The sequence below is a fragment of the Paenibacillus sp. N3/727 genome (assembly GCF_022637315.1).
GTDB classification, from domain to species: domain Bacteria; phylum Bacillota; class Bacilli; order Paenibacillales; family Paenibacillaceae; genus Paenibacillus_AQ; species Paenibacillus_AQ uliginis.
Genome location: NZ_CP093336.1, coordinates 5,529,414 through 5,553,385 on the forward strand (window position 1 = coordinate 5,529,414; position 23,972 = coordinate 5,553,385).

The window sequence follows — 23,972 nt, forward strand, 5'->3', positions numbered from 1 at the left end:
CGAAACACGATAGCGATGGTGTTGCTACTACCTACTAGCCGCTTTTACCACATCATATACTCATTCAGAAACGAGTCACTTTTACCAACCATTTCCGATAAACGCAAAAGTACTTCAGCCGCCTCTGCACGTGTTACTACCCGCCCCGGCATAAACTTTCCGTCAATAGCCTGAAGTAAGCCTAATTTCATCGAGATGATTGCAGCTCCCCGGTTCATAACCGAAGACGAATCGCTGACTCCCGGAATCTCGTCACCCTTGGTAAAGGAAAGCCCTAACTTCTCATACTTCAACATTTGGGTAAGCATTAAAGCCAGTTCATCCCGGGTTAACTTCTGATCCACACTAAAGGTAACTGCCGGTTCATACGGGAGCCAACTCTGGGGAATCAAAGTCTGTATTGCCTTGTAGTAAGGACTTGCTGGTAGCAAAGTACCATATGGTTCCGAACTATCCTCGTAATACTGATCAATTGATGGATTCAGAGCTCTGGCAACGAATTGGTACCATTCGCCCGTCGTGATTTCCTGATCCGGTAGAACCTTGCCATCTGCATCAGGAATCATCACACGATACTGCACCATTTTATCGAGGGCAGTCTGAGACTTGTGACCCTTTGTATCCTTAGCCGGGATAATATCCTTGCTGCTATACTCAGCCGGTACCATCTCATGCCATTTTCCTGTTATTGCATCCAGAGGCAGCCCAATGCCATAATATTGGCCCATATTATCTTTCCGAACCGGAGAATACACTAGCTTCGTAGTAAATTGAAGCGATTCATTACCTGACGTATAACCCCCATATTGAGCAAACTTAAGCTTTAAATCCGTTTCCTTTAAAAATTGTGCCTTTGCTTGCTCTACCGAAACAACCGGTTTACTGTTCGGCAGATCAGAGAAGTCTACATAAGAGTTATTGGTGAAGTGGCTAAGCAGGCCCTCTGTTCCGATCGAAATTGAAATAGATTCGTTCAAGATTGATATACCGCCTGCATAACGATTAAATGAGAACTGATAACTCTGATATGGTTCATTCTTCCCTGGCTCGGCAACATTCGTGAGCTTCCACTCCTTTGCCGCATCCGGGGCCAGCTTCGAAATTATGTTGAATGCCATTTGTTCCGCTTCCTTCTTCGAAATGCTTGTAGAAGGTTTATCCTGTTTCACTTCCATTCCCATACGGAATGGATAATGGCTGTATGAGTAAATCTTGCCTGTTGTTGCATCGACCTCCGCCATGATCTGGTCACCGCCATAAGGAGAGTCGGAGCCTTTCCAACTGATATTCCAGACTTTCGACTCCTTATCATTCCAACGCTGACCGAGCCTTTTGGATTCTGACTTATAACCCTTCGGAATATTAATATGGGATTCCACCCATTTCACCGCGTCATTTCCATTGGTTAAAGGCTTTAAAGAAGGCTTGAATACATCTGACCCTGCCGTAATCTCCGTAAGTTTGAATTGATCCGGTTTAAGCAACTCTCCTGAATAGTCCAGCTTGCTGCCTGTATTGGCATCGATAACGAGACTAGACTCAGTCTTCGGTACATACCCTAAAAGATAAGGACCTTTAGGCGCGCCATTCACCGAGGTAGGGATGTATGAAAGCTCTACTGTGAATGATTCCTCATATAGCTTTCGTGCCTCTTCCGCTGATATTTTGGCTTTAGCAGATGGTATTTTCGCTGTGAACTGTTGTCTGTTAAAGGAAGTCACCCGCCCCTGTTGATCTACACTCATGCTGATCTGATCCGCATCAGACGGTATGCCGTCAATAGACATATTGTAATAGAAATCGTATGTTGTCGGGCTAAACAATGATTTCGTCATGCCTAAGTAGAGCGAATTTTCAGTCAAGTTGCTCACATTAACGCTTTTTATATTTTGCTTGATCCATTCCAGTGCTTTTTGGGAAGCCTCTTCCCGGCTCAGCTCCGGCCCGGTTTCTCCCCCAGCCATCAACAGCAAATTGCGTGGAAGATAGACAGATACAATATCGCCCGTTACTGCATTTACTGAAGCACTGAAACCGGAGTTCGTATTCCCTCTTTGATAAGAAAACTGAATATCCCATACTTTTATGCCGGAGCTTGCAATGTTCTGTTCACTGAATTCGGCATTCGTTACTTTCGCTTTTTTCAGCAGCGGGAACAATTTCTTGATGGTTTCTTCCGCTTGTTTGGAAGATATTTTGGCTCCATCAGGAACATCCGAATTCGTTACCTGCGCCATGTTTTCTAAATCTCCTGCGGCTTGAGCTGGGGTAACGCTCACGGTGCTTGCCTCCCCCCATACGGGCTGAGCAAGACAGAGCATGGCTGTAACGGCACATACGGTAGACTTGATTTGAACCGATCTTTTAGACTTGTTTTTCAATCCTTTCGCTCCCTTCACTTGGTTGGATCCATACCTTACTCTTACATGCAGCGGTGTGTTGTACGTCTAGGAAAGAATATTCAGTGCAGCAAGGACATAACAGGTCTCCTAAAGTAGAAACGGTTTTTAGGACGGTCTAGTTACGCCCCGTTCCCACGATAATTTTTCAACATAAAAGAATCACATAGGATTCACTCTATTTCATATGTCTCCCGCCATAAAAAGATGACCTATCCTGTCCAAAAATCTTAAACTGACGCTGCGCGTACGAATCGTTCCTACAATCGCTCTTGCCCCCTAATTTCTTGAATTATTTCTAAAGGAAGAAATTCGGGGACAAGCGAATGCTTTCGATGCGAGCTTTCCTTTGGAAAGCTTTTAGCCGAACGCTATCGCTTCTCCGGAATCGTTTCGTCCTCTCCGCTACTTCGTGCGTATCCTCAAAAAAACAAAACAGATCGTGCATTCAGCCATTTAGAAACCCATCCTTATCGTGTGGCTTGCTAGTCAACAGCATCTTTTCACAGCCTTTAAGCACTCTCATCACAAAAAAGCCAACCAAGGATTCATTCTTGGTTGGCTTGCTTCTTTACTTTTTTTGAGAGATGTCTCTTTCACAGACAACGCTATTTACTTTAACCGCGATATTCTGACAATTGGCCGCTCAGCTGACGGGTTGCCCCGTACACGCTTTGATACAACGGAAACAGCTTCTCGTAATTCTTGGCAGTCTCCGGGTTCGGTACGTATTTCTGTGCAGGACGTAAAAATGCTGATGCACAAGCCTGCAGACTCGGGAACCAGCCGCAGCCGTAAGCCGCCAACATCGCAGCACCCATTGCAGGCCCCTGTTCACTTTCCAGCTTCACAATCTCGGCGTCCAAAATATCCGCCTGCATTTGGAGCCAGCTCTCGTTCTTCGCCCCGCCGCCGATCGAGATGACAGTGTCGATCTTTTTGCCAGATGCCCGTAGGATGTCAATCGACTCCCGTAAGGAGAACGTAATCCCTTCAAGGACGGCCCGTGCAAAATGCGGGAGCTTGTGTCCCGCGTCCATGCCGATGAAGCTGCCGCGGATATTAGCATCCGGATATGGAGTGCGCTCGCCCACGATATACGGCGTGAACAGCAGGCCACAACTTCCCGCGGGAATGTCGCTGATACCTTCCAGCAGTTCATCAAAGGAAACACTAGGAGCAAACGTCTTCTTGAACCACTCCAAGCTGTATCCGGCTGCAAGCGTAACGCCCATAATGTAGAAAGCATCTTTCTCACTGTGGTTAAAAAAGTGAACCTTTCCTTCAAAATCGACCTCTTTACGTTCCTCGTAGGAAAGTACCACGCCGGAAGTACCTACGCTGCACATCGTCTGGCCTTCTGCTAGGATACCTGCACCAATCGCTCCACAAGCATTGTCAGCACCACCCGCAAACACCTTCGTTTCCGGCAGCAAACCGGACTGTTCTGCAATTTCAGGCAGCAGCGTACCGCACAGGTCGAACGATTCAACCAGCGGCGGGCAAATCGAGTGTGGCAGCTGGAATGCATCCAATATCTCGCTGCTCCAATCTTTGCCTGTCACATCCAACAACAGCGTGCCTGCCGCATCCGAATAATCCATGGCGTACTTCCCGGTTAGCCGGTAGCGCACATAGTCTTTCGGCAACAGGAACAGCGCCGCTTGATCCAGCAGCTCCTGCTCAAACTCCTGAACCCACAGAATTTTTGGCAGAGTAAAGCCTTCCAATGCCCGGTTTCGAGCGATACCAAGCAGTTTGTCCTGCAATGTCTCCTCTATCCGTCGGCATTGGGCTGTCGTTCGGGTGTCATTCCACAGAATCGCCGGACGAAGCACAGTCCCCTCTCCATCGATCAGCACCAAGCCGTGCATTTGGCCGGAAAAGCTCAATCCCTCAATCTCCGACGGCTCGATAGCGGTCTCTTCCATTAACCGCTTCAAGGACAACAAGGTCTTCTCGACCCAATCCTCGGGCCGCTGCTCACTATATCCCGGCTTGGGCTGGCTCAGCGGATATGACTCCGAATGCTCCGCCACCACTTTGCCCCTGCGGTCTACAAGTACAGTCTTTACCGCACTTGTACCAAGATCGACTCCGATCACATAACTCATCATCATTCCTCCTCAAGGTTGGCCGCAGCAGGAGCAGATCATGGCTCTGCTGAAACCTTAGGGTGAAACAACTTCACCGGCCACCCTTCCGGGAGCCGGTGAAGTTTTTATTTATCCGTTATCACTTAGTCAGCAAGAATGTACTGGTTGAGCAAGCCTTTAAGCATTTCTTGACGTCCAGATTCATTCTTTCGTGGATTCTCGTTGTTCAGCGCATATTCGGCCAAGGAGGCTAGAGTAGCTTTACCGGATACAACATCTGCTCCAATGCCTTCAGTGAAGCTGCTGTAGCGTTTCGCGATGAAGTCTTCGAACACACGATCCTCGATCAGCTTGGCAGCCACTTTGAGGCCTTTAGCATAAGTGTCCATACCTGCGATATGTGCCAGGAACAGATCCTCAGGCTCGAAGGAAGGACGGCGTACTTTAGCGTCAAAGTTTACACCACCGCGACCGAGGCCGTCATTCATGAGCACTTCATACAATGTCAATGTTGCATCATAAATGTTAACCGGGAACTCGTCGGTATCCCAGCCGATCAGCATGTCGCCTTGGTTCGCATCCAGCGAGCCGAGCATACCGTTCAGGCGGGCAACACGAAGCTCATGCTCAAATGTGTGTCCGGCCAAGGTTGCATGGTTTGCCTCAAGGTTCAGTTTGAAATGTTTGTCGAGGCCGTATTTTTGCAGGAACGCAATCGTAGTAGCCGCATCAAAATCGTATTGGTGTTTCGTAGGTTCTTTCGGTTTAGGCTCAATCAGGAATTGGGCGTCAAAGCCGATCTCTTTCGCATAGTCGATTGCCATATTGAATAGGCGTGCGAGATTATCCAGCTCAAGACCCATATCTGTGTTCAGCAGTGTCTCGTAGCCTTCACGGCCTCCCCAGAATACATAGTTCTCCGCTCCAAGGCGCTTACCCACTTCTAGACCTTTCTTCACCTGTGCAGCGGCATGTGCGTACACATCAGCATTGCAGGTTGTAGCTGCACCGTGCATGTAGCGCGGGTTCGTGAACATATTAGCTGTGTTCCACAGCAGCTTCTTACCGCTGGACTTCATGTTCTCTTCGATCATGTCCACGATCGTGTCGATGTTACTGTAGAACTCACGCAGATTGTTTCCTTCCGGTGCAATATCTACATCATGGAAGCAGAAGAAAGGCATATTCAGTTTGTCCATAAACTCAAAGCCGGCTTCAACGCGAGCTTTAGCGAGGTCCATACCGGAAAACTTACCCCAAGGACGAACAGCCGTGTCCGCGCCGAACGGATCAGAACCACCCGCAGTTAATGTATGCCAATAAGCCATGGCGAAACGGAGATGCTCTTCCATTGTTTTGCCGGCCACAACTTCATTCGGATTATAAAATTTAAACGCATATGGATTCGTTGATTTGCTTCCTTCAAATTCAATCTTGTTAATGTTGTTAAAATAGGCCATGAGATAAATCCTCCCTATTCCTGATTAATAAGTGTCTACCGCTTACAATGCTATCCTAGCACACGGCTATAACTTTGTCTATTGGTTAAACTAAGTGGATTGGACAGGTTCCAATTACATCCCTCATCAACCGCTTCTTATCTGCAAAAGTCATTCTTGACGTGTTGACATTTTTCGTTTATTCCGCCTAGACTATGAGCATATCTTACGATTGATTTAACTTCTAAAGGATGGGTTACCATGACAAATATCACCGGTGATCAAGCGCTGGTTAAAAAAATAAATACGTCTATTATACTGAATACAATCATCCGCAATGCCCCCCTCTCCCGCGCCAAAGTTTCGGAACTAACCGGACTTAATAAAGCAACCGTATCCAATCTGGTGCTGGAGCTGTGCGATAATCATCTTGTACAGGAGATCGGACCCGGCGAATCAAGTGGCGGCCGAAAACCGCGAATGCTGCTGTTTAACGGAGAAGCCGGTTATGCTGTGGGCGTGGAAATTCATCTTAATCAGATGATGGCGGTGCTAACCGATCTTGAAGGTCGGATTCTTGCAGAAGAAGAGTGTATGCTGGAACAGCACGATGTCTCATCTGTGCTAGTAATGATGGTTCACATGGTCAATGGATTGATGAAGCTCGCCCCTAATTCCCATTACGGTATCGTTGGTGTCGGAGTAGGTGTGCCTGGTATGGTGGACGGTGACGGCATGCTTCTTTTTGCGCCTAACCTCGGGTGGGAAATGGTTCCGCTTCAGCAGCTCCTTGAGGATGAAATCGGCGTGCCGGTCACCATCGACAATGAAGCTAACGCCGGAGCCCAAGGAGAACTTCGCTTCGGAGCGGGACGCGATGCAAGGCATCTGCTCTATATCAGTGCCGGAAGCGGTATCGGTTCGGGCATCATCATCAATGGGGAATTGTATAAAGGAGCTCGGGGATATGCCGGGGAAACCGGACATATGACAATCGAAGCAGACGGGAAGGAATGCTCATGCGGAAACCGGGGCTGCTGGGAGCTGTACGCCTCGGAGAAAGCCTATGATCTGACAAAATCTACTCTGCCTTCACACCGGACTTCCGAATTGGTCAAGCTTGCTGAGCAAGGCCATGCGGAAACGATTGACCATTTTTCCGAAATGGGACGCTATCTTGGCGTGGGTATCACGAATCTGGTCAACGGGTTCAACCCGCAATCGGTTGTAATCGGCGGCCCTCTGTCAGATGCACGTGACTGGATTGGAGATACCATGCAGAAGGTTGTCTCCGAGCGAACGCTGCCCTACCACCGTGAAGAAATGGAGATTCACTTTGCGGAGCTTGGCAGCCGTTCTACGGTCATCGGAGCCGCTTACTCTGCTGTTTCGCAGTTTCTCGGACCTGTACGTGTGTCAATGCCTGTAAAATGACGTAATTTCGCCTCATTTTTTAAGAAGTGACTAAGGTAAAAAACGTCAGTTTACTATATAATGAATTTCATATATGTGATATATATCACCATGAAATGCAGAATGCATACAGGAAAGATACAGATAGGAGAGGAACGTTTCATGACTTATGTCGATACATCAGATATTTCGGCGCAGATGTTTGTAACCGTGCTGCTGTTTCTCTTGGTCATTGCGCCATTGTTCAGTCTGGCCATTCTGCGCCTCTTTCAAGGTAAGAAAAAAGCAGGTCTGCTACTGATCGTTTCCGGAGTCGCCGTCTATGCAATTTTTCAGCTGATCATGATGATCTTTTTCTGACGGGAAAGAAACTACGAAAATATGATAACGGAATCAAGAAACATCAACTTTCAGGAATAGGCCAGATTACGGTCCTCTCCTAGTGATACTCGGTCGCTGCGAGAAACATAAGCTTTATAACAAAAGGGCTCTTCCCACTCAATCGGGAAGAGCCCTTATTATGTTCTAGCGTATAGCTGCCGCCTATTATGCTTCGGTTTGCGGTGCCAGCGCTTTGTTAAATTGCAGCTTGTTCATACCCATAATGCGATGCTCGCCGATGATCGTTAATGGAACAGCACGTATCCCCATATCCCATACTTGCTGTGCAAACTCGTCGTTTGTTTCGATATTTCGTTCTTCATACGTAATCCCTTGCTCGGACAAGAAGCTCTTTACCTGCTTGCAGTGAGGGCAGTTGTTTGATGTATAGACAATAACGTTTTCCATGAATGATTTCACCTCTGATAGTATTTATATTTATAATGCAGCCTATATCAACCAGTTTACATCACGATCGCGCTGTGTTCCAAGCTCTCAATGTACTTTTCTGTGTCCATTGCCGCCATACAGCCGCTGCCTGCCGCTGTAATCGCTTGTCTATAGCGGGTATCCTGCACGTCACCGCAAGCAAAGACGCCTGGAATATTCGTCTCGGATGTTCCTGGTGTAGTGACGATATAACCGTTTGAATCGGTTGTAATTGCACCGTCCAGGAAGCTAGTGTTCGGATGATGGCCGATTGCCACAAATACGCCGCTGGCTTCAATAACTTCTTCTTTACCTGTTTCGTTATTCTGAACCTTAATGCCTCTCACGCCCTGCTCATCCGCAATAACTTCAAGCGGTGTGCGGTTAAGCGCCCAATCGATTTTTTCGTTAGCACGAGCGCGGTCCTGCATAATTTTGGAGGCGCGCAACTCATCACGGCGGTGAACCAGCGTTACTTTGGAAGCAAAGCGGGTCAGGAAGTTCGCTTCTTCCAGCGCGGAATCCCCTCCGCCGACCACAATGATCTCTTTGTTGCGGAAAAAGAAACCATCACATGTGGCGCATGTACTTACACCACGGCCTACGTTATCCTGTTCTCCTGGAATGCCCAAATATTTTGCAGTAGCACCAGTCGAAAGAACCAGTGTTTCGGTAACAACTTCACCCATGCCTTCAACGTTCAGCTTAAAAGGACGCTCTCCGAATTCCACGCTGTTGACCCAGCCCGTACGGAATTCCGCACCGAAGCGTTCTGCTTGCTTACGCATATTGTCCATCAACTCAGGGCCTTGAATGCCATCTATAAACCCGGGAAAGTTCTCTACCTCTGTTGTGGTTGTAAGCTGTCCACCTGGCTGTGGTCCTTCAATAACTAGTGGGCTGAGGTTGGCGCGAGCCAAATAAATAGCAGCCGTGAGGCCTGCAGGTCCTGTACCAATAATAACGGATTTATACATCTATGATCTCCTCCTAATATGTAATATCGCATCTTATTTATAATAATTATAAATTAATATTTATTATGATTATTTTCTTGTTGCCTGTCAATACGTATTGCCACATATGTAATTGAAAATTGTGCAAATATTTTAAGTATCGCAAAAAGGATTGTTCTCCAGATTCATTTGCTTGAGCTTTGTCATTCGCTGTAAAAATGATGGTTTCTTCAACAGAACATTGTTTTTCATATATAAAGATTGCAGATTACCCAAAGATTCCATCTCCTGCGGCAGCTCCGTAATGGCTGTGTAGCTAATATGCAAGTGCTCCAGATTGGCCAAATTTCCGATTTCCGGTGGAAGCTGTGTAAGGGAAGTCTCCTCTTTCGGAATAATGGTGAATTGATCTGTAATTATATTTTGGCAAACGGAAAAAGAGCCCTGGTATAGACTCAGCTAGAGCAGCTGCCTCCTCTTCATCCAGATTCATGCCGGCCATTTCCTCATGCGCCACAACATATAAATAATCATTCTCCCGCTCATCCCAAAAGCATAAATCCTCGGGAAGGTTCGGATGCTGCCAGGTAAACAGACTATCCGCTGTTTCTTTCAATATCTCCCCCGCTTCTGGGCAGCACTTGTATATATAGTAGGTTCCTTTACTGTAAGCTATGGCGTTATCAGGATACAGTTCCCCCATATGACGTTTCTCAATGAAAAAGGGCTTTAACGCATATAGTACCTTTTCTTCACTTTCCGACATCCCATATCGGTTTGCAAATACAAAAAAACGGGACCGTTCCACAGCATAATCAATCAAACGCCTGTAAGCCTCTCCCCTAACATCACAATATAACGGTAACATTGGCTTCCCCCTCTTCGACATAAACAATCGTCTTAGATGATACATAGCCATCCTTTCAGTTGCAAATATCTTAATTTATCGTTCCATATTTAAAAAAGAGGCAGCTTCACCTGTTTCAGTGAAGTGCCTCTTCATCCATTATTTCGTACGAAGCAGACGGAGTCCGTTCAGAATGACCAATATCGTACTGCCTTCATGGCCGACCACGCCCAGCGGAAGTGCAACACCGGCCAGAAAATTCGTTACGATCAGTGTCAGGATGACCGTAATCGCAAACATCATATTTTGCTTCACAATACGCTGTGCTTTGCGAGCTACCTTGACGGTTCCGGCAATCTCCTCGATATTGTCGTTCATCAATACCGCATCGGCCACTTCCAGCGCAGTTCCACTGCCGGTTACACCCATACCGATGCCGACCGTAGCTGTTGCCAGTGCCGGAGCATCATTCACTCCGTCGCCGACCATGACGACATGACCGTGCTTTTCACGCAAGTTCTTCACATGCTCCACTTTATCTTCCGGCAGCAGATCAGAGAATACCATGTCGACGCCTGTTTGCTTAGCGATTACTTGAGCGGTTGCCTTCCGGTCGCCCGTCAGCATGGCTACCTTAATGCCCAGCTGTTGCAGACGTTTCACAGCGGCAGCTGCCTGCGGACGCACCGCGTCCTGCAGAGCAATCATTCCGACTACAGTATCACCTTCCAGCACGACGGATACCGTCTTACCTTCCGACTCTAATTTTGAACGAATGGCAATCCAGTCGGGGGCATTTCCGGGGGCCTCAGTAACGGATACTACACCCATTCCAGCTCCCGAGACACCGTCAACCACTTCATGCTGTTCGCGATCCAACACATCACTTTTTCCGATTTTCCACAACTTGCCCTCGACCTCGGCCTGCATTCCCCAACCAGTTAAAGACTGGGCGTTCTCAGCAGGATGAAGTTCAATGCCTTCCTCTGCAGCTTTGCGAACAATAGCTACAGCTAGAGGATGCTTGGACATGCTCTCCACAGAGGCGCAGATTGCAAGCAACTCCTTTCGCATCAGTTCATCACCCGCAATAAAATCGGTGACCTCTGGAGAACCGAGGGTCAATGTTCCTGTCTTATCGAACGCAACTACTGCGGTACGTGCCATATTCTCGATATGGGCGCCACCCTTAAACAGCACCCCTTTGCGGGCACGGTTCGAAATGGCGGACAGCATAGCCGGCATAATAGACGACACCAGTGCACATGGGGAGGCTACAACGAGAAATACCATCGCTTTATAAAATGAAGTGTCCCAATCCCATCCGAGAATTGGTGTGGTCAGTCCGATCAATGCTACGGTAACGAATACTACCACGCGGGCATATATCGATTCGAAGCGTTTAATGAACCGCTCAGATTCAGGAACTTCGTTTTCAGCTTCCTCCACCAATTTAATGATTTTGGCAAAAAGGGTCGCCCCTGCTGCCTGAGTTACTTCTATATAAAGAACACCTTCTTCATTCAGCGTACCGGCAAATACATCATCACCCACCGCTTTATCCACGGGAACGGACTCTCCCGTAATCGATGACTGGTTGACTGAAGAGCCGCCCCGGTATACCTTGCCATCTGCCGGAATCAGTTCACCCGGCTTTACAAGGATCAGATCACCTATCTCCAATTTTGCGATGGACACCGACACCATCTCTCCGGCTTCAATACGGAGCGCTGTCTCCGGCTGAAGCTCCATAAGAGAGGAGATATCCTTCCGGCTCCGTTCCATGGTGTAACTCTCCAGCGCACCACTTAATGCAAAGATAAAAATCAGCATCGCGCCTTCGTTCCAGTAACCGATTGATGCTGCCCCCAGAGCGGCAGCAATCATCAGCAAATTCACGTCCAAGTCTCGCTCTTTAATAAGTGTTTCTATTCCTTCTCTCGCCTTGATCCAACCACCGATCGTATAAGACACCACATATAAAGTAACAGATAGCCATTCCGACCACTGACCTACAATCCATGCGGCAACCATCAGAATACCACTGCCGAGCGCTGCTATCACCTCCGGATTAGACAGCAAGCTGCGAAGATCCCACTTACCCGGATGACGCGGTTCCCGAGGGCCAGTACCCTTCTCTACTGGCGATACCGATCCGACCCGCCCATTGTGTACCCATTCCATATCTAATCACCTTCCTAATTGAGAATGAAATCCATTATTACTACCCTTAAAATGGCACATGCTGCCCCGGCTAGGCCGGAGCAGCATGCTAATTGAGAATGAGAATCATTTTTGTCCCAGTACAATTTATTTTCCCTAGAGCAACTTTATATTTTTATCATACCCATAACCTGCCTATTTGTAAATATACTTTCGCCTAATTTTTTGCATCACGTTGTTATCAAGCAAGACGCTTAATCGTTACCGACTTGTCCCACCTGTCCATATCAAAAAGTCCGGGGGTCTACAGGAACCACCCGGACTCGCTTTTACTCTTATTTTCTCAAGCTTCCTCCGCAGCAGGTAAACGGTTCATCATCCATTCCAATCGAACGCCCGCAAGACGAACAGCTGCCATAGAAGTTGGTGCACAGCATACCCCTGTCAGACCCAAGCGGTATACCGTTCTCAGGTCGGATACGTTTACTTCCCCACTCGCCCTAATTCCAATATGCGGTTTCACACGCCGGATTCGCTGAATCGTTTCTTCCAGATTGTTTTGCAGCAAGGCTGGACTGGCCCACTCCGTAATTGGTTCCTGCAGCCCGACTCCTCTCCAAGCTCCTTCTAAAGAACCCTTCCCATCCATTAAATGCAGTTTCGGGACACTTTCTGTATCCATAACGATGACGTCCGCCAAGCGGGCAATGTCCGCTGCATCCGATGATGATATATCCGGGTGAAGCAGCGCTCCAATCTTTATATCAACAGAGGGCTTTAGATGGCACAGTGTCTGGCTCCCGACCTCTTCAATGAAATCAAGCGCTTCCGTAAAATCCGCTGAATCTAGCGGCCAAAGTGCCAACAGCTCCAGTTGGCAATCCAGTCCCTCTTCCTGACAACGTACGACCGCACGATACACCGATTCCAGCTGGATATCCTGAAGTTCCAGCCTTTCTTGAGAACTGCATTCTGCTCCAGTATCCCACGCAAGGCTAACTGCACACGTGTAGCCGCGGGCTGCTTGGAGAACACTGACCCATTCCTCCGTCCATAACGAAATCAGACGGAGTCGGTAATGCTGTTTCTCACTTTCTCCCCGACTTTCCATCCAGTCACGGTATACTTCACTCAACGGTCCACCTGAATGAAGCGCAGCTTCCCCTCTCATAAGGCCGATTCCCTGAGCGCCTCGGTCTATGCCGGCAGAAGCCTGCACCAAGCTAGCCGCACGGGACAGCACTTTCAGCCTCCTCTTTTCATCGCTCCAGCCGAGCAGGCGCTGAAGAGAAGACTGATCTTTGCCGAAGGCTTCCTTTTTTCGTACCGCTTCCTCTATGTCCTCGGGAGCAGCCAGCAGCAGCAAGGCTTCTTCGTGGGTAATCCCACCAGTCATCGCCAAATCACTCAACAAATCCACGTCGTTGATATTTCCAGTCGGACGCTCCCGGTCACCTCTGCTGAACATGTCATAAAAGCGCTTCCCCAATTCAGTGCCATTTCCTCGTTTCCCCTCGGTCATGATTATCGTTCTACCCCTTTTCACTTGAATTGGTGGTTCTTTCGCCTTCCCTAAAGATTATTATGAAGGATCAGGAAATATACAAACGTGCTTCGTTTTGAGGTCTGTAAATAAAGAAGGCACCTTCCTCAGTCTGTCTGAGAAAAATGCCCCTGTATGTCGATGGTATAAAATAATTGTATAGTGCTTCTACTGCTGGCTTGCAGCCAAAGCCTGTTCCAGATCATACAAAATATCGTCAATAGACTCTGTTCCGACGGATATGCGAAGAAGCTCCGGATTTACACCTGCAGCAACCTGTTCTTCCTCTGTGAGCTGCTGGTGTGTTGTGCTGGCTGGATGAATAATGAGCGATTTGGAATCTCCAACGTTGGCGAGATGGGAGAACAGCTTCACGTTCTCGATCACTTTACGTCCTGCTTCGATTCCGCCTTTAATGCCAAATGTCAAAATAGCCCCCTGCCCTTTTGGCAGATACTTCTGTGCCAGCTCATAGGATGAGTGGCTTGATAGACCAGCATAGCTAACCCACTCCACTGCATCGTGGTTTTCCAGGTATTGTGCCACCTTAAGCGCATTCTGGCTATGGCGTTCCACGCGCAGATGCAGCGTCTCAAGACCTTGCAGCAGCAACCAGGAGTTAAACGGAGAAATGGAAGCTCCAATATCACGGAGTAGCTGTACGCGGGCTTTAATAATATAAGCTATCGGACCAACCGCTTCGGTGTACACCACACCATGATAGCTTGGGTCTGGCTCAGTCAGACCCGGAAACTTACCGCTTGCCGCCCAATCGAATTTACCGCCATCTACAATGACACCGCCAATTGAAGTTCCGTGACCGCCGATAAATTTCGTAGCGGAATGCACTACGATATCAGCACCATACTCAATCGGACGAAGCAGATACGGGCTTGGGAAGGTGTTGTCAACAATGAGCGGGATGCCGTTCTCATGTGCAATCGCAGCTACCGCTTCCACATCCAACACATTGCCCTGCGGGTTGCCAATCGTTTCGGCAAATAAGGCTTTCGTCTTATCGTTAATGTATTTACGGAAGTTTTCCGGATTTGTGGAATCAACAAAATGAACTTTAATGCCCAGTTTCGCAAGTGTGTTGGAGAACAGATTATGTGTACCACCGTACAGGCTAGAAGAAGAAACAATCTCATCGCCTGCGCCCGCAATATTCAGAATTGAGAACGTGATGGCTGCTTGCCCGGAAGCTGTAGCCAACGCGCCCGCTCCGCCTTCCAGTGCTGCAATACGCTGTTCGAAGACGTCCGTTGTCGGGTTCATAATTCGGGTGTAGATATTGCCGAATTCTTTCAGCGAGAACAGATTGGCTGCATGCTCACTATCTCGAAATCCGTAGGATGTCGTCTGATAAAGCGGGACCGCACGGGACATCGTTGTCGGATCGATCTCCTGTCCTGCGTGTACGGCTAACGTTTCAATAGAAAACTTGCGTTCCTCTGACATAGGTATTTCCTCCCTTTGCTTCCGATGGAAATTTTATGATGCGAATAATTTCTCCCATTCTCTCATACTTTCCATCGTTTGAAAAGAGGTAATTCCTATTAAGTACATCGGAATTATTTCACCTCTGGTGACGTATCCTCAGGCATGCCCGGAAAACCACTTGCAATCACCTCCTGCACCGCATATTTACTAAGCTGCATCGGCGCTCTGAAGTCAAAATTTTATCGTCATAATAAATAATGAAACACGCGCCCTCTTTACCCGTATTAAATGAGTAAGATGCGTAAAATAATCCCAAAAAGGGAGTGTGAAACGTTGGACATCACCATTTGGATAATTGCCGGCGTTCTGTTTTTGCTTTTCCTTGTTATGATTCCTGTCCAATACAATTACATCAAGGCCTTGAATGAAGATCCTAGAAGAAAAGAAAAAAACCAGAATGAGTACTACGAAGGCATGTCATTTCAGGAAGAACAGCTTCATTTCAACTCACAAGGAGGCCTGTTCTGGCCATCATCTTTCGTCGCTTCACTCATTTATAAATTCAGACATAAGAAGAAAAAGCCGAATTAAGCGCAAAAAAACATCTCCTGAACCAGAACTAGGAGATGTTTTTTAATTTACGATCTATGAGTGAGGGCATCCATATGAACGAAGAATGTATCCTCCAGTGTCGGTTCCTTTTCAGAGAATTCCGGACCCGGAGGAATGCTGCCCATCAACCTCACCCGAATACCATGCGGCAGCATTCTGAAATGAATAATGTCCTGTTCTGGAATCTGTTCGAATTCCGTCAGGCTGACCTCTCCTTCCCAAACCCGTAAGGGAGCGGCCAGCTTCCAGGTCCGTGGAGGCCCGTTGTAACGAATCCGTCCCCGGTGTATCCAGATAACCGTGTCTGTCGCATCTTCCCACTCATTCAGCTCATGGGCGGCTACAACCACCATTCTGCCTTTGGCATAGCGTGTCAAATAAGTAATCAGAAACTTCCGTTCTTCTGCATCCATACCGTTCAACGGCTCATCCAAAAATAAGAAAGACGGTGAGGCCAAGAGAGCCTGTACAACTGCAATTCTGCGCTGCACCCCTTGGGACAGGTTTTTAACCTTGGTGCGGCGATGTACTTCCAGACGAAAGTCTCCCATGAGACGATCTATGGCCTCAGGAGAATATACCCCTTTCATTTCAGCCAAATAAGTCAGCAGCTTTCCAACTTTCATATCACCATACAATTCAATATCCGACGGAACATACCCGATCTGGCTGCGAACAAGTGGCAGGTGATCTGATGCCTTACGCCCTTTGTACAAAATTGTTCCCTCATCCGGAGCTTGAAGTGTCGTTAATATTTCCATCAACGTCGTTTTTCCTGCGCCGTTCGCGCCGACGATCAAGTTCAGCCCGGAATTAAGTCTGGCATTGCCTATCTCTAACCGGTATGTGCCAGCTTGGCGTGTAAGGTCCTCAATACTAATCATGAGCTGTTCCCCCGGGGAGAATATTATCTCTGCGGCTGTGTCCATATGATGAAATTAGCAGAGCAGCTCCAATAAGGAGAACTATCACATCTACGGGTATTTTAATGAAATGTGACACTCCATAGCCATTAACCTGTCCCTGAAGCACAATCCACATGCCATACACCAATATAGCGGACAGTATGGAAGCTGCCATGCCCTTTCGGAACATCATATACATCGCAGCACCACCAGTTAAGAGCAGAACGCCCATCCATTCAAGTACAAAGGGCCCAAACAAAAAATGAGACGACTCCGCATTCATGGCCCTTATTCCAAGAACCAGCGTACTGATCAGCGCCATACCGACCACCATACCAGTAACCATGAGAAGTCTGCTGTATAGTACAAGCGCTGGTGGATAAGGGGTAATGGTCTCTACAGCCCTCATTCCCCGATCCCATGTCCGACTGCTGAACAACATTGATGCGATTAGCAGAAGCGGTGTGATAAGCGGAAATATTCCTCCCGGAATGCCGCCGAAATTATCCAGCGGATACTCAGGATCGACCAGCAGAATCAGCATACTAAATACAGCCGCACTTGCGAGAAGGATCGACTTCTGATTGAGACGAAGCTGACTGCGCAGCAACTGCTTCAATGAGGGGGGATCCACCTGAGGGTTAAAATCCAGCTTAGGAGGCGCGGCCTCCAGCTTAAGCTGGTCAAATTCCCCCTGAAGAGAGGCAATCAGCTGTGCAGTTTCATTCGGGAACGGCGGCGGATAAACGGCACGGGTAAGCGGTCCTCTAAGCTCCTCTTCAAGCCTTCTTAATTCATTATCGGAAGGATGATCCATGGGAATACACCTCGCTTTCTTTTTGTTTGACTTGCCTGCCATCTTCAGTCCCGGATCTCCCCCGAGTACCGTCCGGCGGTCCGCCTGGACGGGCGGTAATTGCCGGAGCATAGGAATCTTTTACTGTCATCAGCTTTTTAAGCTTTCTCAGTCCATTGTATAAGTGTGTCTTCACTGTGCTCAGGGGGAGATCCAGCAGCTCCGATATTTCCTGCAGCTTCATGTCGTGAAAGAATCGCAAGGATATAATGTTCTGCTGGACATCCGGCAGAGTTTCCAGAGAAGCCGCGATTTCCGCTGACGTCTCCTGCCTCTCGAGCAGTTCTTCAGCACCCGCTGAAGGATCCGAACGCTCAGGAAACTCTTCACCAGCCAGGCCTTCTGACCGGTAAGCAGAGCTTTTCCAATAATCCTTGCACTGGTTCAGGGCAACACGGTAGAGCCAGGATCTGACATGCTCCAGAGCCCCATGCTGTCTGAGATGACGGATCAGCCGGATAAACGTCTCCTGGACGATATCCTGCGCCTTCTGACGGTCCTGCAACTGATTGGATGTATAACTAAGCAATGGACCGTGATAGCGGGTTACTAACATCTCAAATGCATCCTGGTCACCGGCTGCCATTCTCTCAGACAACTGTTGATCGGAAATCATGCCTCACTCCCCCTTTCCGTGTTAATATGCTTTCTTTTTCCCATATCATTAGATTAGCTACTTCTATTTATCCTGGCGATGACTGTGCATGACCCGATTCCATTCCTGCTTCCATTCTTTATAAGAAATTGGCTGCTCTTTAAGGAAAAAATCGTCACGTCTACCCGGCTGGCTGATTCCCTGATTATAAAAATGCTGCAGAAGCTCTTTAACCTCAGCTTCCTTTCCTCTATTCAGCGCTTTCGAAACCTGCCTCAGCATCTTACGGCCGAGACCTTTCGGATCATAATCCGTATCTTTCATCGTTAACATCTGAATGGATCTTGCCCAACCATAATAGTCCATCAACTCTTCGTCACTTACACCTTTCGCTTCCCGGTAATATAAATACCAGAACAGACTGCTGATTCTTCCGCGAACATCTTCCTCTACGTCTTCCCCTGAATACATTACGAGTCCTTCTTGACCACCAAAGAGCATGGCGTTCATCCATTCCCCCGGTAGGCCACTTCCTGAATCGTAAAAAGAAGTTCGTGAAGAAAGGATTAATCCATTGTCTACCTTGCCGCTTTCTTCTTGCAGGCTCTCTACACTCGTTCCAAAATACATAATCTGTGTAACGGCAGGCTTTAGCTCAGGAATCCATTGTGTAAAGTAATCATACTTTTCTTTTAATTCCGCCAGCTGTATCTGCGCATTCTCCCGGTTATAAGGCGTTGTTACTAACGTAACCGGTAAACCTTCCTTCTTCAGTTCAATCCAGCTTTCACTCCCGAGCAGAGTAAGGCCCATCACACCCTTACCTTCAAATCGCTGATATCCTACCTCTCGTTCAATCTCCGGCATTCCGGTATACAGTGGAACCGAATATCCCTCAACGGTAAGTTTCATTTCTGCGGGTGGAAAATACATGCCAGAATACCTGTTACCGGTATGAATCCGATTTGCCGGATCTTCAGTCTTCACATACACATCTTGATGTCCAGGAAGCGGATACCAAGCCATATATCTCGGAAGATAAACTTCACTTCCTACACTGAAAACAGGATACCTTTCTCTGTTATAGTCCGATAGGAAATCCTTTATATTCCCGGCATAAAACACTTCGATCTGGAGCTTATCAGCTGCTTCATTCGGAATCTCGACATTCAAACGTTCCCCTTTACGTTGGTACGGTGTGTCAATTCCCTGAACAAGGACCTTACTCAATTGAAAGTTTCGGTGAAGTGTAAGCGGAAATGAAGACTTCCCCGACCATTCTTCCGTTGGGACCTCCAGCTTGGCTTGGAATTGTAGCAAATTATCTGGTCTTCGCTTTAGGGTTATGTCATATTTAGAGATGTTTAGCCTTACGTCTTTCGAAAATTCCGTCGCAGATAATCGGATCGTGGAATCATTCAATTTCTCATTAATACTTGCATAACGTTCCTGCCAAATGGAGCCGTAAGGAACAAAGGCCGCAACACTCAGTACCGCAGCGCCTACGGCTGTCAGCCAGCACCATTTGATGTTCATCGTAGGCCGGGTACGGTTCAGCAGTAGAAGACTGACCACCAGCAACAGAAGCGTGAAAGCCAAGACGAACAGCCAGGAACTGAAGAGTTCTTCCCTGAACAATTCATATCCCCACGTCTCATCCCCAAGCGGATTGTTTGTTACAAAAAACTGGTTAAGATGAAAGGTTTTGAGCGGTAAAAGCCTAAGTTGTTCTATAAGAAAAATATCCATAAAAAAGGTGCCGAACATCCAAGCACAAAATCCGATCAGGTACACCACCCGATTCGCTATACAAACACCAAGCAGCATCGCAAGCGCAAAAGTGACCAGGTAAGATATCTCTGATTGAACCACAATATTCATGGTATGCCGCATGACGAGGCTACTATCTACTCCACCCCCTATCGAAATCACATAAAAGATGAAGGATGCCGACATTGTAAATAGCGACATATAAATGATCCCTACAATATATTTGGCGGACAATAGCATCCCAAAGGAAACCGGAAAACTGCGGTTCCATTCATAGGAAGGCCGCCTGATATCACGGCGAACTGTCAGGATACCAAGCAGCATCGCCGGTCCAAGCGATATGGTATGAGCGAAGGAATAATTCTGGTATAGCATGTTGTATATTTTTGGATTGGCATAATCTCCTGCCCCCAGAGCGAATAACAGAAATATAACGGCATAGATAACTGGGAACAGCACAAACAGAAGGTTACCGAAGACCAGTCGGAGTTCAAGCGCAAACTGCTTCAGCCATTTATTCATTCCGATCCCTCCGCAGCAGTGCCAAGTAACCATCCTCCAGGGTAGGTTCAACCGGAATCGCGTCATTCATCGGTGGACTGTCTCCTGTCATTCTACACACCGTCCCTTCCGGAACGGTGCGGGTTGATACGATGAGGGCCGGGTCAACCCTAGCAAATTGTGCAGGGCTCAATACCGCCTCCCATACGTATCCATCTCCGCATGCCTGAAGCTCAGCTAGATCCCCTGTCATCAGCAAACAGCCTTGATTCATCACGGCAACTCGGCGGCAGTTGCTCTCAATGTCGGCCACTATGTGTGTCGACAGCAGTACCGTCCGGTTTATACTGAACCGGGTTAGCAGATTACGGAACCGGACCCGCTCTTGCGGGTCCAGCCCCGCCGTAGGCTCATCCACGATGAGCACATCCGGGGAACCGAGCAGAGCCTGAGCAATGCCGATACGCTGCTTCATGCCTCCCGAGTAAGTGCGAACTTTTTTGTCCGCTTTTTCTTGCATATTGACCATTTCCAAAAGCTTTGAAATTTCCTTACGGCGGACCGCTTTATCTGTGATTCCTTTCATTACACCGACATAGTCTAGATAATCGCGCCCAGTCATCTGCGGATAAATGTGAAAAAACTGTGGGAGGTATCCAACCATTCTGCGGATTTCTTCCGGTCTCCCAAGCGAAATCCCATTTACCGTCACCTGTCCTGAAGTAGGCGCCAGCAATGTGGCCAATATACGCATCAGCGTCGTTTTACCTGCACCGTTCGGCCCGAGTAGACCCGTCATGCCTTTATCAAATGTAAGTGAAACGTCCAGAAGCGCCCATGCGCCCTTTCGGTAGGTTTTGGATAAATGCTCAATCGTAATCATGTACTATGCCCTTTCATAACTTCAAAAATAAAATAAGTCCGCGCGGTTCTTATTATGGAAACGAATCGAACAAAAAAAAGTTTGCATTTATATCTTTTACCAGAGATAAATTTTCAATCTATCTAGAACTAAAGATTCTTAGCCTGAGCATCACTACGAATGCGGATTATTCTTACGATCGCTGTTGCCCCCAGATTTCTTTTATATATTTATACAATCGTTGAAATCCGGGGGCAGTGTATGCTTCCGATGCGAGCTTTCCTGTGGAAAGCTTTCGGGCGACCACTCCGTTTCTCCAGAATAATTCCGCCTTCTCCGCCCGAAGTTCTACCATTTCTTTAGTTCAATCTATCTAGTTCCAAACATGCCCGGCGACCTGTAATCGGCGCCGGGCATGAATTGCTGCAGCATATTAAACATTAACAGCGTTCATCATTCATCTGCTTGATTATATACCAAATTGAGCACGATGTAGCCTAGAATACACACCTTCCTGAAGGAGCAATTCGTCGTGCTTGCCTTGCTCAGCGGTGCTGTTCATACCGATTCGCACGGCTGATAATCTGAATACTCTGAATCTCCTGAGGCGTCAGTCGCTCCGTTTCCCCTGCCGCAGCATTATGCCGCAGCTGCTCCACTGAGCTTGCTCCCGGGATAGCGCATGCCACTGCAGGATGCGAAAGAGCGTAACGGATCGCTGTATGAGACAGATCGTGAGAGGAAGTAAACTCCTTATTCACCTGTCTCGTTACATCGAGCAGCTCTTCTTTAGTATAGTCGAGGTAGCCTTCCTCCGCTTTCGCTTCGCTTCGATTACTCAAGATCCCTCTGGCTAGCGGTCCTCGGGCAATGACGGAAATTCCATGCTCTGCAAGCAATGGAAAGGCCTCCTCCTCCGGCCGCCGGTCCAAAATACTGTACTGCATCATGACGCTAACAATATTCGAACGCTTCACATATTCCCGGATGACATTTGGGCGAATCGATGATATTCCATAGTGACGGATCCACCCTTCTGTTTTCAATTCCTCAAAAGCTTCAATCGTCTCGTCGATCGGATCGTCCAATGTCCCACCATGCAGCTGATACAAATCGATATAGTCTGTGCCAATCCGGCGCATACTATCTTTCACTGCTGACTTGATATATTCCTTCGATGGATCCCAAGCCCAGCCCTCCTGGCCAGGTACACGGCGATTACCGACCTTGGTAGCGATGACTATATCTTCCCGGCGCCCCTTAATGGCTTTCCCGACCAGTTCCTCATTCATCCCGGCGTCATACAGATCGGCGGTATCCAGCAGATTGATCCCCTGCTCCAGTGCCTCGTGAATGAGACGAACAGCTTGTTTTTCCTCGCTACCTAAAGACATGCAGCCCAGCCCGATTTCACCTACATATAAATCCGATGAACCCACGCGGTTTTTCCTCATCCTTATCTCCTCCTTGTTCATTTATCCATTACCTAACAGCTATATCAAAATATCCATCCATATTTTCACGGCCGTTACTGCGATCAGAACGACCAGTGCGTAGCGAAGCATCCTGACGTTCAATCTCCGACTCAGATAGGCACCGAGCGGAGCGCCAAGCAGACTGCCAATTACCGCAAATACCGCCGGCCAGAGCGGTATGCCCCCTGCCGCTATTTTACCGATTACACCGCCAACTGCTGACAGAAACACAATAGCAAGTGAAGAAGCAATCGTAATTCTTGTAGGGATTTTGAGCAGGGTCAACATAATCGGAATCAGAATAAAGGCTCCACCGGCACCCACAATACCGGATACAGTACCTACCAGGAAGGCTGAGATCACAGCGAGCAGCGTGTTATAGGTTACTTGTGAAACGGGCGTGTTTTCTGATGAAGCTCTAGCGGGAACCACCATCATGATAACGGCTATAACTGCAAGGAATCCATAGACCACATTAATCGTTTCGCTGTTCAGATATAAAGAAGATATACTGCCGATCAAACTACCGATTAATGTGCTCAGGCCCATCTGAATGACAAGCTTTTTGTGGACCAGCGTGGCTCCTCCCTTGGCGCTTAAACGATTAGAAATCATGCCTGATAGGGAAGCGAAAAAAACCTGCAGCATGCTGATTGAAGCAACCTCTTTAGGGGTGAAGCTAGTAAATCCAAGCCACTCCGGCACATATAGCAGCAATGGAAAGTTAATAATAGCACCGCCTATTCCGAGCAACCCGGAGAAAAACGACCCTACCAGGCCGATTAAAACCATAATGACATGCTGTATAACCATGCTGACCGATCTCCATTCGAAATTTTTTAAATATGTAGGCAACATTAATACTGTACGAACGATAAATTATGAATTATAATAAAACCAAGTAAATACATCGGAAAACCGGAGGTGCATATCAATTGTTCAGCAAATTAAAATCCCTGTTTCAAGACAGATGTCCAGATTGCGAACAAAAACTGGTTTCGCATTATGACAACATGTCGCTGACCAAGCACTGTCCAGATCACCACTATACCGAAGAAACCTATCAGCATCTTGGAGTGACGATTGTATATAAAACGGACTATCAGGACAATTGAAATCCGTTGATTGTTAAATGAACGCTTTTTTTATGTTATCACATTTTTCAGGCCAGCAAGCCCTATTTCTCTTGTGCCTGGGATACTTAAAGTTTTCATACCACATATACAAAAACGAGGGTGTTCCAAGAGGTCATGTGACCTGAGGAACACCCTCGTTGTACTATTTGTC

At 47.6% G+C, this 23,972-nt stretch carries 21 protein-coding genes; 4 read left to right on the forward strand and 17 right to left on the reverse strand.

Annotated features, from left to right (window positions below; all coding sequences use genetic code 11):
- Nucleotides 1–44: 44 nt before the first annotated feature.
- The 3 genes from MNQ98_RS25845 to xylA form a co-directional block, all read right to left on the reverse strand.
- Nucleotides 45–2,381 carry a YcdB/YcdC domain-containing protein gene (locus MNQ98_RS25845; protein ID WP_241930769.1) on the reverse strand — a complete coding sequence of 779 codons (2,337 nt, stop codon included), beginning with the start codon at nt 2,379–2,381 and terminating at the stop codon, nt 45–47.
- A 635-nt stretch (nt 2,382–3,016) separates the two neighbouring features.
- Nucleotides 3,017–4,513 carry a xylulokinase gene (gene xylB, locus MNQ98_RS25850; RefSeq protein ID WP_241930770.1) on the reverse strand — a complete coding sequence of 499 codons (1,497 nt, stop codon included), beginning with the start codon at nt 4,511–4,513 and terminating at the stop codon, nt 3,017–3,019.
- 125 nt (nt 4,514–4,638) lie between these two features.
- The gene (gene xylA, locus MNQ98_RS25855; RefSeq protein WP_241930771.1) at nt 4,639–5,955 is read right to left on the reverse strand and encodes a xylose isomerase; all 1,317 of its coding nucleotides are present in this window, start codon (nt 5,953–5,955) and stop codon (nt 4,639–4,641) included.
- A gap of 240 nt (nt 5,956–6,195) precedes the next feature.
- Between xylA and MNQ98_RS25860 the strand changes: the two genes are divergently transcribed.
- Both MNQ98_RS25860 and MNQ98_RS25865 read left to right on the forward strand, forming a co-directional pair.
- Complete coding sequence (locus MNQ98_RS25860; protein ID WP_241930772.1) at nt 6,196–7,368, forward strand: ROK family protein; 1,173 nt, start codon at nt 6,196–6,198, stop codon at nt 7,366–7,368.
- A 141-nt stretch (nt 7,369–7,509) separates the two neighbouring features.
- Nucleotides 7,510–7,707 carry a hypothetical protein gene (locus tag MNQ98_RS25865; RefSeq protein ID WP_241930773.1) on the forward strand — a complete coding sequence of 66 codons (198 nt, stop codon included), beginning with the start codon at nt 7,510–7,512 and terminating at the stop codon, nt 7,705–7,707.
- A 186-nt stretch (nt 7,708–7,893) separates the two neighbouring features.
- Here the strand turns inward: MNQ98_RS25865 and MNQ98_RS25870 are convergent, their stop codons facing one another.
- The 7 genes from MNQ98_RS25870 to MNQ98_RS25895 form a co-directional block, all read right to left on the reverse strand.
- Nucleotides 7,894–8,136: a glutaredoxin family protein gene (locus tag MNQ98_RS25870; protein WP_241930774.1), complete on the reverse strand. Its 243-nt coding sequence runs from the start codon at nt 8,134–8,136 to the stop codon at nt 7,894–7,896.
- Between the two features lie 56 nt (nt 8,137–8,192).
- Nucleotides 8,193–9,134: a thioredoxin-disulfide reductase gene (trxB, locus tag MNQ98_RS25875; protein WP_241930775.1), complete on the reverse strand. Its 942-nt coding sequence runs from the start codon at nt 9,132–9,134 to the stop codon at nt 8,193–8,195.
- A gap of 132 nt (nt 9,135–9,266) precedes the next feature.
- Nucleotides 9,267–9,458 (reverse strand): hypothetical protein, encoded by a 192-nt coding sequence (locus tag MNQ98_RS29970; protein ID WP_481856681.1) that lies wholly within the window; start codon nt 9,456–9,458, stop codon nt 9,267–9,269.
- A complete protein-coding gene (locus MNQ98_RS25880) occupies nt 9,430–9,981 on the reverse strand; it encodes a hypothetical protein (RefSeq protein ID WP_241930776.1) in 552 nt (183 codons plus the stop codon). The genes MNQ98_RS29970 and MNQ98_RS25880 overlap by 29 nt, the downstream gene beginning before the upstream one ends.
- Before the next feature lie 138 nt (nt 9,982–10,119).
- A complete protein-coding gene (locus MNQ98_RS25885; RefSeq protein ID WP_241930777.1) occupies nt 10,120–12,144 on the reverse strand; it encodes a heavy metal translocating P-type ATPase in 2,025 nt (674 codons plus the stop codon).
- A 322-nt stretch (nt 12,145–12,466) separates the two neighbouring features.
- On the reverse strand, nt 12,467–13,645 hold the full coding sequence (locus MNQ98_RS25890; protein WP_241930778.1) for a thioredoxin domain-containing protein: 1,179 nt from the start codon (nt 13,643–13,645) through the stop codon (nt 12,467–12,469).
- 189 nt (nt 13,646–13,834) lie between these two features.
- A complete protein-coding gene (locus MNQ98_RS25895; RefSeq protein WP_241930779.1) occupies nt 13,835–15,127 on the reverse strand; it encodes a homocysteine synthase in 1,293 nt (430 codons plus the stop codon).
- A 369-nt stretch (nt 15,128–15,496) separates the two neighbouring features.
- On the opposite strand from MNQ98_RS25895, the gene MNQ98_RS25900 reads away from it, so the two are divergent.
- Complete coding sequence (locus MNQ98_RS25900; RefSeq protein ID WP_241934044.1) at nt 15,497–15,700, forward strand: DUF3949 domain-containing protein; 204 nt, start codon at nt 15,497–15,499, stop codon at nt 15,698–15,700.
- Between the two features lie 47 nt (nt 15,701–15,747).
- Here the strand turns inward: MNQ98_RS25900 and MNQ98_RS25905 are convergent, their stop codons facing one another.
- From MNQ98_RS25905 to MNQ98_RS25935, 7 genes are all read right to left on the reverse strand, one after another.
- A complete protein-coding gene (locus tag MNQ98_RS25905; RefSeq protein ID WP_241930780.1) occupies nt 15,748–16,605 on the reverse strand; it encodes an ATP-binding cassette domain-containing protein in 858 nt (285 codons plus the stop codon).
- Complete coding sequence (locus MNQ98_RS25910) at nt 16,598–17,443, reverse strand: hypothetical protein (RefSeq protein WP_241930781.1); 846 nt, start codon at nt 17,441–17,443, stop codon at nt 16,598–16,600. Before MNQ98_RS25910 ends, MNQ98_RS25905 begins: the two co-directional genes overlap by 8 nt.
- On the reverse strand, nt 17,424–18,098 hold the full coding sequence (locus tag MNQ98_RS25915) for an RNA polymerase sigma factor (protein WP_241930782.1): 675 nt from the start codon (nt 18,096–18,098) through the stop codon (nt 17,424–17,426). Before MNQ98_RS25915 ends, MNQ98_RS25910 begins: the two co-directional genes overlap by 20 nt.
- 63 nt (nt 18,099–18,161) lie before the next feature.
- Nucleotides 18,162–20,369 carry an ABC-2 family transporter permease gene (locus tag MNQ98_RS25920; protein WP_241930783.1) on the reverse strand — a complete coding sequence of 736 codons (2,208 nt, stop codon included), beginning with the start codon at nt 20,367–20,369 and terminating at the stop codon, nt 18,162–18,164.
- Entirely contained in the window at nt 20,362–21,231 is an 870-nt protein-coding gene (locus MNQ98_RS25925) for an ABC transporter ATP-binding protein (RefSeq protein WP_241930784.1), read from the reverse strand. The genes MNQ98_RS25920 and MNQ98_RS25925 overlap by 8 nt, the downstream gene beginning before the upstream one ends.
- A gap of 524 nt (nt 21,232–21,755) precedes the next feature.
- Nucleotides 21,756–22,664: an aldo/keto reductase gene (locus tag MNQ98_RS25930; RefSeq protein WP_241930785.1), complete on the reverse strand. Its 909-nt coding sequence runs from the start codon at nt 22,662–22,664 to the stop codon at nt 21,756–21,758.
- Between the two features lie 39 nt (nt 22,665–22,703).
- Nucleotides 22,704–23,498 (reverse strand): sulfite exporter TauE/SafE family protein, encoded by a 795-nt coding sequence (locus MNQ98_RS25935; RefSeq protein WP_241930786.1) that lies wholly within the window; start codon nt 23,496–23,498, stop codon nt 22,704–22,706.
- 122 nt (nt 23,499–23,620) lie between these two features.
- On the opposite strand from MNQ98_RS25935, the gene MNQ98_RS25940 reads away from it, so the two are divergent.
- On the forward strand, nt 23,621–23,800 hold the full coding sequence (locus tag MNQ98_RS25940; RefSeq protein ID WP_208917726.1) for a hypothetical protein: 180 nt from the start codon (nt 23,621–23,623) through the stop codon (nt 23,798–23,800).
- The last annotated feature ends 172 nt before the right edge of the window (nt 23,801–23,972 follow it).

Bases quoted from the DNA above. Each gene is read 5' to 3' on its own strand.
- MNQ98_RS25915 (WP_241930782.1), bottom strand. From the start codon at position 18,098: ATGATTTCCGATCAACAGTTGTCTGAGAGAATGGCAGCCGGTGACCAG.
- MNQ98_RS25900 (WP_241934044.1), top strand. From the start codon at position 15,497: ATGATTCCTGTCCAATACAATTACATCAAGGCCTTGAATGAAGATCCT.
- MNQ98_RS25925 (WP_241930784.1), bottom strand. From the start codon at position 21,231: ATGATTACGATTGAGCATTTATCCAAAACCTACCGAAAGGGCGCATGG.
- MNQ98_RS25895 (WP_241930779.1), bottom strand. From the start codon at position 15,127: ATGTCAGAGGAACGCAAGTTTTCTATTGAAACGTTAGCCGTACACGCA.
- MNQ98_RS25920 (WP_241930783.1), bottom strand. From the start codon at position 20,369: ATGAATAAATGGCTGAAGCAGTTTGCGCTTGAACTCCGACTGGTCTTC.
- MNQ98_RS25905 (WP_241930780.1), bottom strand. From the start codon at position 16,605: ATGATTAGTATTGAGGACCTTACACGCCAAGCTGGCACATACCGGTTA.
- MNQ98_RS25870 (WP_241930774.1), bottom strand. From the start codon at position 8,136: ATGGAAAACGTTATTGTCTATACATCAAACAACTGCCCTCACTGCAAG.
- MNQ98_RS25865 (WP_241930773.1), top strand. From the start codon at position 7,510: ATGACTTATGTCGATACATCAGATATTTCGGCGCAGATGTTTGTAACC.
- MNQ98_RS25910 (WP_241930781.1), bottom strand. From the start codon at position 17,443: ATGGATCATCCTTCCGATAATGAATTAAGAAGGCTTGAAGAGGAGCTT.
- MNQ98_RS25885 (WP_241930777.1), bottom strand. From the start codon at position 12,144: ATGGAATGGGTACACAATGGGCGGGTCGGATCGGTATCGCCAGTAGAG.
- MNQ98_RS25880 (WP_241930776.1), bottom strand. From the start codon at position 9,981: ATGTTACCGTTATATTGTGATGTTAGGGGAGAGGCTTACAGGCGTTTG.
- xylA (WP_241930771.1), bottom strand. From the start codon at position 5,955: ATGGCCTATTTTAACAACATTAACAAGATTGAATTTGAAGGAAGCAAA.
- xylB (WP_241930770.1), bottom strand. From the start codon at position 4,513: ATGAGTTATGTGATCGGAGTCGATCTTGGTACAAGTGCGGTAAAGACT.
- MNQ98_RS25860 (WP_241930772.1), top strand. From the start codon at position 6,196: ATGACAAATATCACCGGTGATCAAGCGCTGGTTAAAAAAATAAATACG.
- trxB (WP_241930775.1), bottom strand. From the start codon at position 9,134: ATGTATAAATCCGTTATTATTGGTACAGGACCTGCAGGCCTCACGGCT.
- MNQ98_RS25935 (WP_241930786.1), bottom strand. From the start codon at position 23,498: ATGGTTATACAGCATGTCATTATGGTTTTAATCGGCCTGGTAGGGTCG.
- MNQ98_RS25930 (WP_241930785.1), bottom strand. From the start codon at position 22,664: ATGAGGAAAAACCGCGTGGGTTCATCGGATTTATATGTAGGTGAAATC.
- MNQ98_RS25890 (WP_241930778.1), bottom strand. From the start codon at position 13,645: ATGACCGAGGGGAAACGAGGAAATGGCACTGAATTGGGGAAGCGCTTT.